Annotated in this window: 25 protein-coding genes; 24 read left to right on the top strand and 1 reads right to left on the bottom strand. The window is 26.8% G+C overall.

The features are described from left to right. The first annotated feature begins 2 nt into the window (after positions 1-2). The 24 genes from BPAA_RS01955 to BPAA_RS01840 are packed head-to-tail and all read left to right on the top strand — an operon-like array spanning position 3 to position 13077. Entirely contained in the window at positions 3-374 is a 372-nt protein-coding gene (locus BPAA_RS01955; protein WP_015429992.1) for a large ribosomal subunit protein uL22, read from the top strand. Between the two features lie 6 nt (positions 375-380). Continuing rightward, a complete protein-coding gene (gene rpsC, locus BPAA_RS01950; protein WP_015429991.1) occupies positions 381-1085 on the top strand; it encodes a 30S ribosomal protein S3 in 705 nt (234 codons plus the stop codon). 42 nt (positions 1086-1127) lie between these two features. Beyond that, positions 1128-1547: a 50S ribosomal protein L16 gene (gene rplP, locus BPAA_RS01945; protein ID WP_015429990.1), complete on the top strand. Its 420-nt coding sequence runs from the start codon at positions 1128-1130 to the stop codon at positions 1545-1547. Beyond that, positions 1544-1732 (top strand): 50S ribosomal protein L29, encoded by a 189-nt coding sequence (rpmC, locus tag BPAA_RS01940; RefSeq protein ID WP_015429989.1) that lies wholly within the window; start codon positions 1544-1546, stop codon positions 1730-1732. Before rplP ends, rpmC begins: the two co-directional genes overlap by 4 nt. Then, positions 1729-2004 carry a 30S ribosomal protein S17 gene (rpsQ, locus tag BPAA_RS01935; RefSeq protein ID WP_015429988.1) on the top strand — a complete coding sequence of 92 codons (276 nt, stop codon included), beginning with the start codon at positions 1729-1731 and terminating at the stop codon, positions 2002-2004. Before rpmC ends, rpsQ begins: the two co-directional genes overlap by 4 nt. A gap of 2 nt (positions 2005-2006) precedes the next feature. Further along, positions 2007-2378, top strand: a complete 372-nt coding sequence (rplN, locus tag BPAA_RS01930; RefSeq protein WP_041178712.1) for a 50S ribosomal protein L14 — start codon at positions 2007-2009, stop codon at positions 2376-2378. Positions 2379-2390: 12 nt separating this feature from the next. Then, positions 2391-2615: a 50S ribosomal protein L24 gene (rplX, locus tag BPAA_RS01925; RefSeq protein WP_015429986.1), complete on the top strand. Its 225-nt coding sequence runs from the start codon at positions 2391-2393 to the stop codon at positions 2613-2615. 8 nt (positions 2616-2623) lie between these two features. Then, positions 2624-3184 carry a 50S ribosomal protein L5 gene (gene rplE, locus BPAA_RS01920; protein ID WP_015429985.1) on the top strand — a complete coding sequence of 187 codons (561 nt, stop codon included), beginning with the start codon at positions 2624-2626 and terminating at the stop codon, positions 3182-3184. Continuing rightward, entirely contained in the window at positions 3177-3446 is a 270-nt protein-coding gene (rpsN, locus tag BPAA_RS01915) for a 30S ribosomal protein S14 (protein ID WP_015429984.1), read from the top strand. The genes rplE and rpsN overlap by 8 nt, the downstream gene beginning before the upstream one ends. 15 nt (positions 3447-3461) lie before the next feature. Further along, positions 3462-3845, top strand: coding sequence for a 30S ribosomal protein S8 (rpsH, locus tag BPAA_RS01910; RefSeq protein ID WP_015429983.1), 384 nt, complete (start codon positions 3462-3464; stop codon positions 3843-3845). Between the two features lie 20 nt (positions 3846-3865). Next, positions 3866-4411 carry a 50S ribosomal protein L6 gene (gene rplF, locus BPAA_RS01905; RefSeq protein ID WP_015429982.1) on the top strand — a complete coding sequence of 182 codons (546 nt, stop codon included), beginning with the start codon at positions 3866-3868 and terminating at the stop codon, positions 4409-4411. 36 nt (positions 4412-4447) lie between these two features. Further along, positions 4448-4747: a 50S ribosomal protein L18 gene (gene rplR / locus BPAA_RS01900; RefSeq protein ID WP_041178673.1), complete on the top strand. Its 300-nt coding sequence runs from the start codon at positions 4448-4450 to the stop codon at positions 4745-4747. 4 nt (positions 4748-4751) lie between these two features. Continuing rightward, a complete protein-coding gene (gene rpsE / locus BPAA_RS01895) occupies positions 4752-5261 on the top strand; it encodes a 30S ribosomal protein S5 (RefSeq protein ID WP_015429981.1) in 510 nt (169 codons plus the stop codon). Continuing rightward, positions 5251-5730: a 50S ribosomal protein L15 gene (gene rplO / locus BPAA_RS01890; protein ID WP_015429980.1), complete on the top strand. Its 480-nt coding sequence runs from the start codon at positions 5251-5253 to the stop codon at positions 5728-5730. Before rpsE ends, rplO begins: the two co-directional genes overlap by 11 nt. A 5-nt stretch (positions 5731-5735) precedes the next feature. Continuing rightward, positions 5736-7124 carry a preprotein translocase subunit SecY gene (secY, locus tag BPAA_RS01885; protein WP_015429979.1) on the top strand — a complete coding sequence of 463 codons (1389 nt, stop codon included), beginning with the start codon at positions 5736-5738 and terminating at the stop codon, positions 7122-7124. A 42-nt stretch (positions 7125-7166) separates the two neighbouring features. Beyond that, complete coding sequence (infA, locus tag BPAA_RS01880; protein ID WP_015429978.1) at positions 7167-7382, top strand: translation initiation factor IF-1; 216 nt, start codon at positions 7167-7169, stop codon at positions 7380-7382. A gap of 24 nt (positions 7383-7406) precedes the next feature. Next, positions 7407-7523 (top strand): 50S ribosomal protein L36, encoded by a 117-nt coding sequence (gene rpmJ / locus BPAA_RS01875; protein WP_015429977.1) that lies wholly within the window; start codon positions 7407-7409, stop codon positions 7521-7523. 26 nt (positions 7524-7549) lie between these two features. Then, positions 7550-7930, top strand: coding sequence for a 30S ribosomal protein S13 (gene rpsM, locus BPAA_RS01870; protein ID WP_015429976.1), 381 nt, complete (start codon positions 7550-7552; stop codon positions 7928-7930). Positions 7931-7932: 2 nt separating this feature from the next. Further along, positions 7933-8325, top strand: a complete 393-nt coding sequence (rpsK, locus tag BPAA_RS01865) for a 30S ribosomal protein S11 (RefSeq protein ID WP_015429975.1) — start codon at positions 7933-7935, stop codon at positions 8323-8325. 29 nt (positions 8326-8354) lie between these two features. Next, the gene (gene rpsD, locus BPAA_RS01860) at positions 8355-8966 is read left to right on the top strand and encodes a 30S ribosomal protein S4 (RefSeq protein ID WP_015429974.1); all 612 of its coding nucleotides are present in this window, start codon (positions 8355-8357) and stop codon (positions 8964-8966) included. A 26-nt stretch (positions 8967-8992) separates the two neighbouring features. Next, the gene (locus tag BPAA_RS01855; RefSeq protein WP_015429973.1) at positions 8993-9997 is read left to right on the top strand and encodes a DNA-directed RNA polymerase subunit alpha; all 1005 of its coding nucleotides are present in this window, start codon (positions 8993-8995) and stop codon (positions 9995-9997) included. Positions 9998-10017: 20 nt separating this feature from the next. Beyond that, positions 10018-10452 (top strand): 50S ribosomal protein L17, encoded by a 435-nt coding sequence (gene rplQ, locus BPAA_RS01850; RefSeq protein ID WP_015429972.1) that lies wholly within the window; start codon positions 10018-10020, stop codon positions 10450-10452. After that, positions 10445-11746: a phosphopyruvate hydratase gene (gene eno / locus BPAA_RS01845; RefSeq protein WP_015429971.1), complete on the top strand. Its 1302-nt coding sequence runs from the start codon at positions 10445-10447 to the stop codon at positions 11744-11746. Before rplQ ends, eno begins: the two co-directional genes overlap by 8 nt. A 53-nt stretch (positions 11747-11799) precedes the next feature. Continuing rightward, positions 11800-13077 carry an SLC13 family permease gene (locus BPAA_RS01840; protein WP_015429970.1) on the top strand — a complete coding sequence of 426 codons (1278 nt, stop codon included), beginning with the start codon at positions 11800-11802 and terminating at the stop codon, positions 13075-13077. On the opposite strand, the gene BPAA_RS01835 is transcribed toward BPAA_RS01840, so the two are convergent. Beyond that, positions 13051-13461: a hypothetical protein gene (locus BPAA_RS01835; RefSeq protein WP_015429969.1), complete on the bottom strand. Its 411-nt coding sequence runs from the start codon at positions 13459-13461 to the stop codon at positions 13051-13053. The two genes, BPAA_RS01840 and BPAA_RS01835, sit on opposite strands and share 27 nt — an antisense overlap. Between the last annotated feature and the right edge of the window lie 22 nt (positions 13462-13483).

The raw sequence follows: 13483 nt of genomic DNA, 5'->3' as shown, positions 1-13483 counted from the left end.
ATATGAAACAGGAAACAAACATAGTTTCAGCTTCTTTGAATGGAATAAGAAACTCTCCTAGGAAAATGAGATTGATAGCAAATTTAATTAAAAATAAAGAAATTTATCTAGCTTTGGATCTTTTAACTTATAGTAAAAAAAGAAAAATTTCTTTAATTTTCAAAAAATTACTTTTTTCTTTGTTATCTAACTGGAAAATAAAGCATCATCAATATAATTCTGATCATAGAGAATTTTTATATATAAAAGAAATTAGAGTAAATCAAGGTAAAACCCTAAAAAGACTACGTCCTATTCCTCAAGGAAGAGGACATAGAATAAGAAAAAGATCAAGTAATATCATAGTTTTTTTAGACAAAAAAAAAGAAATATAATTTTTTATGGGACAAAAAACAAATCCAATTGTTAATCGTTTGGGAATTATAACAGGATGGCAATCTAGTTGGTGTAATAATTACAAAGACAGAATACAGGAAGATTTTAAAGTAAGAAGATATATAGAAGCTAGATTTCCAAAAGGAATAGTATCCCGTATTTTTATAGAAAGAACTTTAAAATTTATAACAATAACGATTAGAACATCAAGACCAGCTCTTGTAATAGGAAAAAGAGGAGATGAAGTAGATACAGTAAGAAAAGAATTAAAAAAACTCACTAAAAAAGAAATACAAATCAATATTTCTGAAGTAAAACGTCCTGAATTAGATGCTCCATTAATTGCGAAAGGTTTGGTTAGACAACTTGAAAATCGTATTTCTTATAAGAAAGCAATTAAATTATTTGTTCTTTCTGCTATAAGAATGAATGCTCAAGGTATAAAAATTCAAATTTCTGGAAGACTTAATGGTTCAGAAATGGCAAGATGTGAAACTTACAAAGAAGGAAGAATTTCTCTTGGAACTTTTCGTGCTGATGTAGATTATCATATGGCAGTAGCTCATACTGTTTATGGAAGTATAGGGATTAAAGTATGGATAATGAAAGGAGAAATATATGGAAAAAGAGAATTGACTCCATTATTAGAAACTCAAAAAAGACAAAGAAGTCATAGATTTTCTTACATGAACAGAAAAAAAAATAAATAAGTCTTCATACCTTAACATATGTAAGTATTAAGTATTTGATATATGTTACAACCAAAAAAAACAAAATATAAAAAGAAACAAAAAGGAAGAATTCGTGGGAATGCTAAAAAAGGTTTTCTTCTTTCTAGAGGTTTATATGGGGTTAAAGCTTTAGAAGGATCTTGGATTACTTCTAGACAATTAGAGGCATCAAGAGTCGCTGCTACAAGATATATGAAAAGAGAAGGAAAATTATGGATTAACATTTTTCCTGATAAACCTGCTACAAAAAAACCACAGGAAGTACGTATGGGAAAAGGAAAAGGGCCTGTTGAATTTTGGGTAGCTGTAGTTAAACCTGGTAGAATATTATTTGAAATAGATGGAGTAGAAATGAATATAGCTAAAGAAGCATTAAGGTTAGCTGCTCAGAAACTTCCTATAAAAGTAAAATTTGTTTTTTCTCATGAAATAAAATTATGAATAATTTAAATACAAATAAAATTCCAATTCATGATTTGATGAAAAAAATTAAACAATATCAAAAAGATTATCAAAATATGAAATTTTACCATCATATCAAAACATTAAAAAATCCTATGAAAATTAGATTTCTTAGAAGAAACATTGCTAAATTAAAAACAGAATATAATAAAATAAACCAATGATATCTCAATCTGAGAAAAAAATTAGAAATACTCGAAAACAAAGACAAGGAATAGTTATAAGTGATAAAATGAATAAAACTGTTGTTGTATATGAAATTAAGAAAGTAAAACATAGATACTATGGAAAAAGTGTTACAAAGAAAAAAAAATATATGGTTCATGATGAAAAAAATATATCTAAAAATGGAGATAAAGTAAATATTATGGAAATACGTCCTGTGAGTAAAAGAAAGTCTTGGAGATTAGTTTCTATATTGAAAAAATCTGATTGATGATGTTGCAACAAGAATCTAGATGTAAAGTATCGGATAATACAGGAGCTAAGGAAGTTTTAATTATTAGGGTGTTAGGTGGAACTAGAAGAAGATATGCTTCATTGGGTGATACTGTTGTAGTTACTGTAAAAGTTGCTGTTTCTGGAGGAAGTATAGTAAAAAAAGGACAAGTTTGTAAAGCTGTATTGATCAGGACAAAAAATAGAACTAGAAGGAAAGATGGATCTTATATAAGTTTTGATGATAATGCTTGTGTGTTAATTAATGCTTCTGGAGAAATAATGGGAACAAGAGTGTTTGGTCCAGTAGCAAGAGAACTTAGAGAAAAAGAATATATGAAAATTGTTTCTTTAGCACAAGAAGTTTTATAAAAATGTTTTTACATGAAAAGAAAAATAAAAAGAGAAGACAAAATATTGGTTCTATCAGGAAATTATAAGGGAACTGAAGGTATAATTGTTAAAATTTTTTCAAAAAAAAACAAGGCTATTATACGTGGAATAAATATGATTAAAAGACATACTAAACCCTCTCCAAAAAAACCTAAAGGTGGAATTATAGAAAAAGAAGCTCCCATACATTTATCTAATTTGAAAAAAATTAATTAGAATCGAAGATGATTTATCAATCTAAATTGCAAAAACTTTACAAAGAAAAAATAGTTCCTATTTTGATAAAGAAGTTTGAATATCGTTCTGTTATGGAAGTTCCTAGATTAGAAAAAATAGTTATTCATCAAGGAGTTGGTTCGTCTGTTTTTGATAAAAAAATTATAGATCATTCTATGAATGAAATAACAAGTATTACAGGACAAAAAGCTATTTTTTGTTATTCTAAACATGATGAATCAGGATTCAAACTTAGAAAAGGGATGCCGATAGGAGTCAAAGTAACTTTGAGAAGAATAAAAATGTATGAATTTTTGGAGAGACTTATTGTTGTTTCTTTACCTAGGGTGAGGGATTTTAATGGAATGAAAAAAAGTAGTTTTGATAATTATGGAAATTATAATATGGGAATTATAGAACAAGTGATTTATCCTGAAATAAATATTGATAAAATTAAAAAAAATATGGGTATGAATATAACATTTGTTACTTCTACAAAAAAAAATGAAGAAGCTAAAAGTCTTTTATCTTTGTTTGGAATTCCTTTTAAAAAAAATAAAAATGGCTAAAGAATCTGTTAAAGCAAGACAAAGGAAAAGAGAAAAAATGGTTTTAAAATATGCAAATAAAAGAAAAGCCTTGAAAAAGGCTGGAAATTATGAATTATTGCAAAAATTGCCTAGAGATGCTTCTCCTGTTCGATTAAGAAACAGATGTTCTATTACTGGTAGATGTAGAGGATATATGCGTCAGTTTGGAATATCTCGTATTGTTTTTAGAAATTTGGTTTCTCAAGGACTTATTCCTGGAGTCAAAAAAGCAAGTTGGTAACGAAAAATATGTATTATGGATGTAATAGCTGATTTTTTAACTAGGGTTCGAAATGCTAGTTTTGTAAAACATAAACTTCTTGAAGTTCCGTTTTCTAACATAAAAAAAGAAATTGTTCGTGTATTATTAGAAAATGGATATATTCTAGATTATAAAATAGAAGAAGATAAAAAAACAATTAAAATAGCTTTAAAATATTATAAAGAAAATGTTTCTGTTATTCAGGAGATTATTAGAATTAGTAAACCAGGATTAAGAAAATATTGTAAATATAAGAATATACCTAGAGTGTTGAATGGGTTAGGGATTGCTATTATTTCCACTTCTAGTGGAATTATTACAGATAAACAAGCAAAAAAGAAAAAAATAGGAGGAGAAATATTATGTTATGTATATTGATTGGTAAACAAAATTAAGAAATGTCTAGAATTGGAAAAAAACCTATTTTTATTCCTAAAAATGTAAATTTAAAAATAATTGATCACGAAATATTCGTAACAGGATTTTTGGGGAAATTAAGTCAGAAAATTTCAAAAGAATTTCAATTGAATTTAGATCAAGATCAATTATTAATTATTAGGAATCAAGAAGATAAAAGATCTAAATCTTTGCATGGATTATACCATGTGTTAATTAAAAATATGATTACAGGAGTTTCAAAAGGGTTTCAAAAAAAACTGGAATTAGTAGGAATTGGATATAGAGCTTATTATAATGGAGGAATTTTAGATTTAAATTTAGGTTTTTCTCATAATATTATGATGCAACTTCCTAAAGAAATAAATGTAGAAATTCAAACTGAAAAAGGAAAAAATTCCATTATTATTTTAAAATCTTATGACAAACAATTGTTAGGTATAATAGCGGCAAAAATTAGATCTTTCAGAGAACCGGAACCCTATAAAGGAAAAGGAATCAGATATTTTGGAGAAGAAGTTAGAAGAAAAACAGGAAAATCCGCTTAAAAATAATTTTAAAATGAAAAAAAAAAATTAAAAAAAATTTTTGGAAATTCGAATAGACCGAGAATTTCCGTTTTTAGAAGTAATAAAGAAATATATGTACAAATTATAGATGATTTATGTGGAACTACTTTAGTTTCATCTTCTTCAAGAGAAGGGATATTTCATAAATATAAAAAAAATAAAACCGAATTAGCTCATGAAGTTGGAAAATTATTGGGAAATAGAGCAAAAAAATTGAAAATCCAAAAATTAGTATTTGACAAAGGAAAGTATTTATATCATGGTCGGATTAAATCTTTAGCTGAGGGAATCAGAGAAATGGGTTTAGAATTTTAAAATTATGTATGAAAAAAGAATAAAATATACGGGATTAGAATTAAAAGAAAAGCTAGTTGGAGTAACAAGGGTTTGTAAAGTTACTAAAGGAAGAAGATATTTTAGTTTTAGTGCTATTGTTATTAAAGGAAATGAAAATGGAATAGTAGGTTATGGTTTTGGAAAATCTAAAGAAGCTCCTGATGCTATTCATAAGGCTGGGGAACAAGCAAAAAGAAATCTTTGTAAGGTATATCTTTCTAATGGAACTGTTCCTCATGAACAGGAGTCTAAATATGGAGGAGCACGTATTCTTATTAAACCAGCTTCTGATGGGACAGGAATAATAGCTGGAGGTCCTATAAGAGCGGTTCTTGAAGCGGCAGGATTAAGAAATGTTTTATCCAAATCTAAAGGGTCTTCTAATCATCATAATGTTATAAAAGCGACAATTAAAGCATTAAGCTATATGAGAGATGTTTATATTATAGCAAAACAAAGAGGAATTACTACAAAACAAGTGTATGATGGATGAATTTTATTTCAAAATCAATCATTTACATCCAAATAAGGGATCTAAAAAAGGAAAATTAAGATTGGGAAGGGGACAAGGTTCAGGAAAGGGAGGTACTTGTGGTAGAGGTCATAAAGGAGCAAAATCTAGATCCGGTTTTTCTAAAAAAAAAGGATTTGAAGGGGGACAGATGCCTATTCAAAGAAGAATACCAAAATTTGGATTTAAAAGAAATATTAAAAAAAAAATTGTTGGAATTAATTTAGATACAATTCAAAATTGTATTAATAAAATTTCTCAAGAACAAGAAAAAAACATTATCAATAAAGAATTTTATTTAAAAAATAATTTAGTTAGAAAAAACGATTTTGTTAAAATTTTAGGAAGAGGGAAACTTCTTACTTCATTAAGTATACATGCAAATCAGTTTAGCAAAAAAGCTTTATTTTCCATAAAAAAAATAGGAGGAAAAGCCATATTTATGAAATAATTACTATGGATAATTTTATTATAGCTTTTTTCAATATTTGGAATGTCAAAGAATTGCGAAAAAAAATAGGAATAACTTTAGGTTTATTACTAGTATATCGTTTTGGAGCCTATATTCCTATTCCAGGAGTTAATCCTTTAGGGATTAGCGATTTCATAGAAAAATTCCATTCAGGTTCTAAAGGATTAATGCAAATTTTGTCCTCTTTTACAGGAGGAGCTTTCAATCGCGCATCTGTTTTTGCTTTAGGTATCATGCCTTATATATCTGCTTCTATTATAATACAATTAATGTGCATAATTATTCCTTATTTACAAAAATTGCAAAGGGATGGAGAAAGCGGAAGAAAACAAATTAGTTTTATTACTAGATGGATAACTGTAGGTATATGCTTCATTCAAGCACCTGTATATCTTATTTCTTTCACTCAGCAATTTATTCCTTTTTCTTCTTCTAGAACTACTTATTTAATCGATTTAAATACTTTTTATGGAAAAAGTATGTTTTGGATTATAGGGGTAATGATTTTAACTTCAGGAACTTTATTTACTATGTGGTTGGGAGATAAAATTACAGACAAAGGAATAGGAAATGGAATATCCTTAATTATTATGTCTGGAATCATAGCACGTTTTCCAGATGCTATAAGTAAAGAAGTTTTTAGAAAATTAGAAATTGGAAATGGAGGATTAATCGTTTTATTTTTTGAATTTCTATTATGGTTATTGGTCATTTTATTTTCTGTCATAATTATTCAAGCAATTAGAAAAATACCAGTACAATACGTTTCTCATTATAAATCTTTGGGATTAGATTTAGATTCTCAGTTTTTTCATAAAAAACATCAATATATACCACTCAAAATGACATCGGCTGGTGTTATGCCTATCATATTTTCTCAAGCTATTATGTTATTTCCATTAACCTTTTCTGACCATGTGAAAAACATAAATATTAAGAATTTTTTTCATCTTTTTCAAGATATTTATGGTTTATGGTATAATTTAACTATTTTCATATTAGTTATAATTTTTACTTTTTTTTATACAGCAATTGCTATTCCAGTAAATCAAATGGCTGATGATTTAAAAAGAAATGGAGGTCATATTCCTAGGATTAAACCTGGAAAAGAAACTGCTGAATATATAGATCGTATTTTATCAATAATAACATTACCTGGTGCTGTTTTATTGGCAATAATCGCGATATTACCATCCATAGTTTTTCGTATAGGATTTACTCAAAGTTTTGCATTATTTTATGGAGGGACATCATTATTAATTGTAGTAGGAGTGATTTTAGATATATCACAACAAGTGAATATATATCTTTTAAATTATCATTATGATGGATTAATGATGATGAAATATCGTAGTAATAAATATACCAAATAATAATTTTTTTGTGTATATTATTATAAACAAATTGTTGGTATTATGGCTAAACAAAAGCATATTGAAGTTGATGGTACTATTATCGATTCATCTCCAAATGCAATGTTTCGTGTGGAATTAGAAAATGGATGTATTGTTAAGGCTCATATTTCAGGAAAAATGAGGATGCATTACATAAAAATCCTACCAGGAGATAAAGTGAGATTAGAAATGTCCTCTTATGATTTAGAGAGAGGAAGAATAACTTATAGATATTGATTGATACAAATTAAATTTTATTTTATGAAAACAAGAGCGTCTTTAAAAAAAAGAACTGATAATTGTAAAATAGTTCGTAGAAAAAGACATTTACGTATTATTAACAAAAAAAATCCTAGATTTAAACAAAGACAAGGGTGAATAAAATTAAGTAAGTAGTACGTTATATGTCTGTAAGAATTTCAGGAGTAGATCTTCCAAGATCTAAAAGAGGAGTTGTTGGTCTTACTTATTTGTATGGAATAGGGAAAAGTCTATCAAAAAAAATACTTTATTCTATTGGAATAGACGAAAATAAAAAAGTGGAAAATTGGTCTGATGATGAAATCAGTAAAATTAGAAAGTATATATCTGATTATATAAAAATTGAAGGAGAATTAAGATCTGAGACACAACTTAACATCAAACGACTTATGGATATAGGATGCTATATAGGAACTAGACACAGAAAGAGTTTGCCATTAAGAGGTCAGAAAACAAAAAATAATTGTAGAACTAGAAAAGGAAAAAAGAAAACTGTAGCGAATAAGAAAAAAGTCACAAAATAAATATGGTAAAATCATCATTGAGAAATAATAAAAAAAGATCAGTAGTGGTAGATCCATTGGGAGAAGCTCATATTCAAGCTACTTTTAATAATATTATTATAACCTTAACAAATAAAAAAGGTGATGTAGTTGCATGGTCTTCTGCTGGAAAAATGAATTTTAGAGGATCTAAGAAAAATACTCCATATGCGGCTCAAATGGTAGCAGAAAATGTAGCAAAAGAAGGATTAAATGCTGGGATCAAAAAAGTGGAAGTAAAAATTAAAGGCCCTGGAGCTGGAAGAGATGCTGCTATACGAGCTTTGAGTAATTCTGGAATTACAGTCACAATAATCAAAGATATAACCCCCTTACCACATAATGGTTGTCGTCCCCCTAAAAGAAGAAGAGTTTAATATTCTTTTTTTTTAAAGATCAAAGAATTATGGCAAAATATATAGGACCTAAAACTAAAATTTCTAGAAGATTTGGAGAATGTATTTATGGGGAAGATAAATATTTTGGAAGAAAAAAAAATACATCTGGTCAACATGGGAATAATCGTCGTAGAGGAAAACGTTCAGAATATTTTATTCAATTAATAGAAAAACAAAAAGCAAGATATACTTATGGAATATTGGAACGACAATTTGAAAGTTTATTTCTTGAGGCTTCAAAAAAAAAAGGAATAACCGGGGAATTATTACTGCAAGCATGTGAAAGTCGTTTAGATAACATAGTTTTTAGATTAAAGTTTGCTCCATCTCGATCTTCTGCCCGTCAGATTGTTTCTCATAGACATGTTCTTGTGAACAAAAAAATAGTTAATATTCCATCTTTTAGATTAAAACCAGGTGATAAAATAGAAATTAAAGAAAAATCTAAAAAACATCCTGTCATATTAAATTCTATGTATAATAAAAAAACAGGACCATTGGTAGAATGGTTAATTTTAGATGAAAAAAATATGTTGGGCATATTCAGAATGATGCCCAAAAGGATCCAAATTCCTGAAAATATTAAAGAACAATTAATTGTTGAATTATATTCAAAATAAACAAAGTAAAATAGTAAGTAAATCAAATGGCTTTTCTAGATTTTGTAAAACCTGATAGAATTACAATATCTGAGTTTTCAGATAATAAAGGTATTTTTCATTTAAACCCTTTAGAACCTGGATATGGAATTACTTTAGGAAATGCGTTAAGAAGAGTTTTATTGGGTTCTTTGAAAGGATTTGCAGTTACTTCTATTAAAATAAAAGGAGTTAAATATGAATTTTCTACTATAGAAGGAGTAATTGAAGATGTTACTGAAATTGTTTTAAATTTCAAAAAAATTCGTTTTAAACAAGAAATACCAGGCACTTGTAAGGAGACTGTAAATGCTTATATAAATCATGGAAAACAAGTAACAGGGAAAATTTTAAATAAGTTTATTTCTGGATTTCAAATTTTAAATGAAGATTTAATCATTTGTAATAAAGACGAATTAGTTCCTTTAGAAATAAGTTTTACGATTGAAGAAGGAAGAGGTTATGTTCCTGCAGAAGAAAATAAAAAAAATAGTGAAGTTTCGATTGAAACTATTCCCATAGATTCTATTTTCACTCCTATAAAAAATGTAAAATATACGATAGAAAATTGTCGTGTAGGACAAAAAACAGACTTTGAAAATCTTTCATTGGAAATTAAAACAGATGGATCTATTTGTCCAAAATTAGCTTTAATGGAAGCTTCAAAAATATTAATTCAGTATTTTTCTATTTTTTCTTATGAAAAAATAGGCGAAAAAAAACAAGAGGAAATTAACAAAGATAAAAAATATGATGAAGAATTTGTTAGAATGAGAACTTTGTTAAAATCCAAATTAAGTGAAATGGATCTATCTGTTCGTACAAAAAACTGTTTAAAGTCAGCATCTATAACAACTATAGAAGATTTAGTCAGTTGCAGTAGAAATAACATATTAAAAATGAGAAATTTTGGTAAAAAGTCTTTAGATGAATTAGAAAGTAAAATGAAGGAAAAAGGTTTATATTTTGGAATGAAAATAGAAGAATATCAATTAAAATTGAAAGAAATATAGAATAGATTATTTATTAATTAATGAATCATAGAAATAAGAATAATCATTTAGGAAGAAAACGTGGACATCGTAAATCTCTTCTTTCTAATATGGCTTCTTCTCTTATCAAAAAGAAAAGAATTTTTACCACTTTAGCTAAAGCTAAAGCTTTAAGAAAATATATAGAACCTATTATCACAAAATCAAAAATTCATACCACTCACTCCAAAAGAAATATTTTTTCATATTTAAAAGATAAAACAGCAGTATCAGAATTATTTAAGGATATTTTTCAAAAAGTACGTGAACGTCCTGGAGGATATACGAGAATAATAAAAACTGGATTTCGTTTTGGAGATCAAGCTTCTTTTTCTCTTATAGAATTAGTAGATTTCAATGAAATTTATACTTCTAAAAAAATAAAAAAATCTATAAGACGAAGCAGAAAAAAAATAAAAAAAGTGAATAATGAGTAAAATTAAAAATATTCAAGCCAGACAAATATTGGATTCTAGAGGTAATCCTACTGTAGAAGTGGATGTTATAACAGAAAACAACATACTAGGACGTGCTTCTGTTCCATCTGGAACATCAAAAGGAAAATATGAAACTTTTGAATTACGTGATAACAAAGAAAATATTTTTTTTGGAAAAGGAGTTTTGAAAGCGGTTCAAAATGTTAATGATATTATTACTCCTGAATTAATTGGAAAACCCGTTTTAGATCAAATTTACATTGATCAATTAATGCTAGAATTAGATGGAACAATTAATAAAAAAAGATTGGGATCTAATGCTATTTTGGCTGTGTCTTTGGCAACAGCAAAAGCTGCATCAAATGAATTGAATCTTCCTCTTTATAAATATATAGGAGGAATTTATACCTGTTTACTTCCTATTCCTTTGATAAATATTGTAAATGGAGGAAAACATTCAAATGCTTCTTCTATAGTTTTTCAAGAATTTATGATAGTTCCTATCAAAGCAAATTCTTTTGTAGAAGCTATTCAAATGGGACATAAAGTATTTTATCATCTAAAAGATATTTTAGATAAAAAAGGTTTTTCTACCAGTGTAGGAGATGAAGGAGGATTTTCTCCAAATTTTAATGGAATTGAAGATGCTTTAGATCATATATTAGAAGCTATACATATGGCAAATTATGAACCTTATGATCAAATAGCAATAGCTATAGATTGTGCTGCTTCTGAATTTTATAAAAATCATAAATATGATTATTCTCATTTTGAAAAATTTGAAAAATCAGAAAATAAAACAAAGAATTTGATAAAATCAAGAGAAGAACATATTCGTTATTTATCTTATTTAGTTAGAAAATATCCAATTATATCTATTGAAGATGGAATGGATCAAAATGATTGGGAAGGATGGAAACTCCTAACTCATGAAATAGGAGATAAAATTCAATTAGTTGGAGATGATCTTTTTGTTACACAAGCAAAAAAACTAAATGAAGGAATAGAAAAAAAAGTAGCAAATTCTATTTTAATTAAAGTCAATCAAGTAGGAACTCTAACAGAAACAATTGAAACAATTAATATCGCTAAAAAAAATAAATATAAAAATATTATTTCCCATCGTTCTGGAGATACTGAAGATTCTTTTATAGCTGATCTTTCTGTGGCATTTAATATTGAACAAATCAAAACAGGTTCATTATGTCGTTCTGAACGAATTTCAAAATATAATCAATTATTACGTATTGAAAATGCACTTGGAAAATATTCATCTTATTCAAAATGGAATTAAACATTCATTCATTAACAGTAATAATAAAAATAGAATAGAGAAATACAAAATCAATGGTAATCTTAATTTTTATCTTTGGATATTTGTTAATTACTCTTGAGAATTTTTTTTCTGTGAATAAAGTTATTCCATCTATTTTGATGGCTGTTATTTGTTGGTCTTTAATTATATTTTTAAATATTCCTGTATATGAATATGAATTAGATCAACATTTTATTCTGAAAAAAAATCCTAAACACCTATTATTATTTCATCTAGGAAAAGCATCTGAAATTGTTTTTTTTATCATTGGAGCCATGTCTATTATCGCTGTTATTGAAAAATATTATGGATTTGAGGCTATCAGAGATTTATTTTGCACAAATAATACAAAACGTAAATTTTTATGGATTATAAGTATAGTTTCTTTCTTTTTATCTGCTATAATAGATAATCTTACAGCTACTATGGTTTTAATTTCTATTTTGAAAAAAACAATTCTCGATTACAAAGATCGTTTATATTATTTAGGATTAGTTATTATATCTGCTAATGCAGGAGGAGTTTGGTCTCCAATTGGAGATATAACTACAACGATGTTATGGATTTCTAATAAAGTCACTACAATTTCTCTTATTAAAAAAATATTTATACCATCTGTATTATGTATGATTATTTCCACTTTAATAGCATCTTATATGCCTATTTTTAATGGATACATTCAAATAAAAAAAAACGATTTATCAAAATGTTGTAGAAATAGAGGTTTTTTTATGTTAAAACTAGGTTTATCTCTCATGTTGCTTGTTCCAGTTTTTAAAACTATAATCGGAATCCCTCCGTATATGGGAATGATGTTTTCTTTAGGAATTATGCTTGTTGTAGCATCCAAAAAATATAAATCTATATCTATTTTAGATGATGCATTTAAAAAAGTAGACATATCTAGCATTTTATTTTTCTTGGGAATTTTACTTTCTGTTTCTTCTTTAGAATCTATAGGAAGTTTATATTATTTATCTCATTGGATAAATGAAACAGTTTCTACATGGAAAATTACAACTTTTTTATTTGGATTCATTTCTTCTGTTATAGATAATGTTCCTTTAGTAGCTGCTACTATAACTATGTTTTCTTATTATCCTTTAAATCATGATTTATGGCATTTTATTGCTTATGTTTCTGGAACAGGAGGTAGTATTTTTCTTATAGGATCTGCTGCAGGCGTATCAGCTATGAGCATGGAAAAAATAGATTTTTTTTGGTATTTAAAAAAGATTAGTTGGATTGCTTTAATAGGATATGTATCTGGATTTATTTATCTATTAATTTATCCATTTTTTTCTTTGTAAAAATTCTATAAAATTTCCTCCTATATATGAAAAAGGAAAAAAAACAGATGGTATTATAATTTTAAACCATAATGGGAATGGATAAAAATACATATAAAATAATGTGATGATAAATAAAATAAAACCTGTTAATATAGCATAAGCTTTTTTTGCATTTCGTGCGAAAAAAGCAGTTATCATACTTCCTAATAATGCGCTAGAAGCATAAAAAAAAATTAAAACTATAAAAAATTCAGTAGGAGCTTCAGTTAAAATATACTTGAATTTTTTCAATGGAATAAATTGTATTTTCGTAAACCATTTTTTTACAATTTTCATGGAAAAAAATATTTCCACAATACTTATTAAAACTCCTATAGATATAGACAACATATTTCGGTACATAACATAAAAAATCTATTTTTTT

Origin of the sequence: Blattabacterium cuenoti BPAA (assembly GCF_000348805.1) — a bacterium.
GTDB lineage: Bacteria > Bacteroidota > Bacteroidia > Flavobacteriales > Blattabacteriaceae > Blattabacterium > Blattabacterium cuenoti_B.
Note: the sequence above shows the minus strand (reverse complement) of the source record. Positions and strands in the feature narration are given on the sequence as shown.

What these genes read in the sequence shown, in the direction of transcription:
- rpmC (WP_015429989.1), top strand. Translation starts at nt 1,544, where the DNA reads ATGAATAATTTAAATACAAATAAAATTCCAATTCATGATTTGATGAAA.
- rplX (WP_015429986.1), top strand. Translation starts at nt 2,391, where the DNA reads ATGAAAAGAAAAATAAAAAGAGAAGACAAAATATTGGTTCTATCAGGA.
- rplE (WP_015429985.1), top strand. Translation starts at nt 2,624, where the DNA reads ATGATTTATCAATCTAAATTGCAAAAACTTTACAAAGAAAAAATAGTT.
- rpsC (WP_015429991.1), top strand. Translation starts at nt 381, where the DNA reads ATGGGACAAAAAACAAATCCAATTGTTAATCGTTTGGGAATTATAACA.
- rplN (WP_041178712.1), top strand. Translation starts at nt 2,007, where the DNA reads ATGTTGCAACAAGAATCTAGATGTAAAGTATCGGATAATACAGGAGCT.
- BPAA_RS01855 (WP_015429973.1), top strand. Translation starts at nt 8,993, where the DNA reads ATGGCTTTTCTAGATTTTGTAAAACCTGATAGAATTACAATATCTGAG.
- secY (WP_015429979.1), top strand. Translation starts at nt 5,736, where the DNA reads ATGGATAATTTTATTATAGCTTTTTTCAATATTTGGAATGTCAAAGAA.
- rpsM (WP_015429976.1), top strand. Translation starts at nt 7,550, where the DNA reads ATGTCTGTAAGAATTTCAGGAGTAGATCTTCCAAGATCTAAAAGAGGA.
- BPAA_RS01835 (WP_015429969.1), bottom strand. Translation starts at nt 13,461, where the DNA reads ATGTACCGAAATATGTTGTCTATATCTATAGGAGTTTTAATAAGTATT.
- rplQ (WP_015429972.1), top strand. Translation starts at nt 10,018, where the DNA reads ATGAATCATAGAAATAAGAATAATCATTTAGGAAGAAAACGTGGACAT.
- rpsD (WP_015429974.1), top strand. Translation starts at nt 8,355, where the DNA reads ATGGCAAAATATATAGGACCTAAAACTAAAATTTCTAGAAGATTTGGA.
- rpsE (WP_015429981.1), top strand. Translation starts at nt 4,752, where the DNA reads ATGTATGAAAAAAGAATAAAATATACGGGATTAGAATTAAAAGAAAAG.
- BPAA_RS01955 (WP_015429992.1), top strand. Translation starts at nt 3, where the DNA reads ATGAAACAGGAAACAAACATAGTTTCAGCTTCTTTGAATGGAATAAGA.
- rplP (WP_015429990.1), top strand. Translation starts at nt 1,128, where the DNA reads ATGTTACAACCAAAAAAAACAAAATATAAAAAGAAACAAAAAGGAAGA.
- rpsH (WP_015429983.1), top strand. Translation starts at nt 3,462, where the DNA reads ATGGATGTAATAGCTGATTTTTTAACTAGGGTTCGAAATGCTAGTTTT.
- infA (WP_015429978.1), top strand. Translation starts at nt 7,167, where the DNA reads ATGGCTAAACAAAAGCATATTGAAGTTGATGGTACTATTATCGATTCA.
- rplO (WP_015429980.1), top strand. Translation starts at nt 5,251, where the DNA reads ATGATGGATGAATTTTATTTCAAAATCAATCATTTACATCCAAATAAG.
- rplF (WP_015429982.1), top strand. Translation starts at nt 3,866, where the DNA reads ATGTCTAGAATTGGAAAAAAACCTATTTTTATTCCTAAAAATGTAAAT.
- rpsK (WP_015429975.1), top strand. Translation starts at nt 7,933, where the DNA reads ATGGTAAAATCATCATTGAGAAATAATAAAAAAAGATCAGTAGTGGTA.
- BPAA_RS01840 (WP_015429970.1), top strand. Translation starts at nt 11,800, where the DNA reads ATGGTAATCTTAATTTTTATCTTTGGATATTTGTTAATTACTCTTGAG.
- eno (WP_015429971.1), top strand. Translation starts at nt 10,445, where the DNA reads ATGAGTAAAATTAAAAATATTCAAGCCAGACAAATATTGGATTCTAGA.
- rpmJ (WP_015429977.1), top strand. Translation starts at nt 7,407, where the DNA reads ATGAAAACAAGAGCGTCTTTAAAAAAAAGAACTGATAATTGTAAAATA.
- rpsN (WP_015429984.1), top strand. Translation starts at nt 3,177, where the DNA reads ATGGCTAAAGAATCTGTTAAAGCAAGACAAAGGAAAAGAGAAAAAATG.
- rpsQ (WP_015429988.1), top strand. Translation starts at nt 1,729, where the DNA reads ATGATATCTCAATCTGAGAAAAAAATTAGAAATACTCGAAAACAAAGA.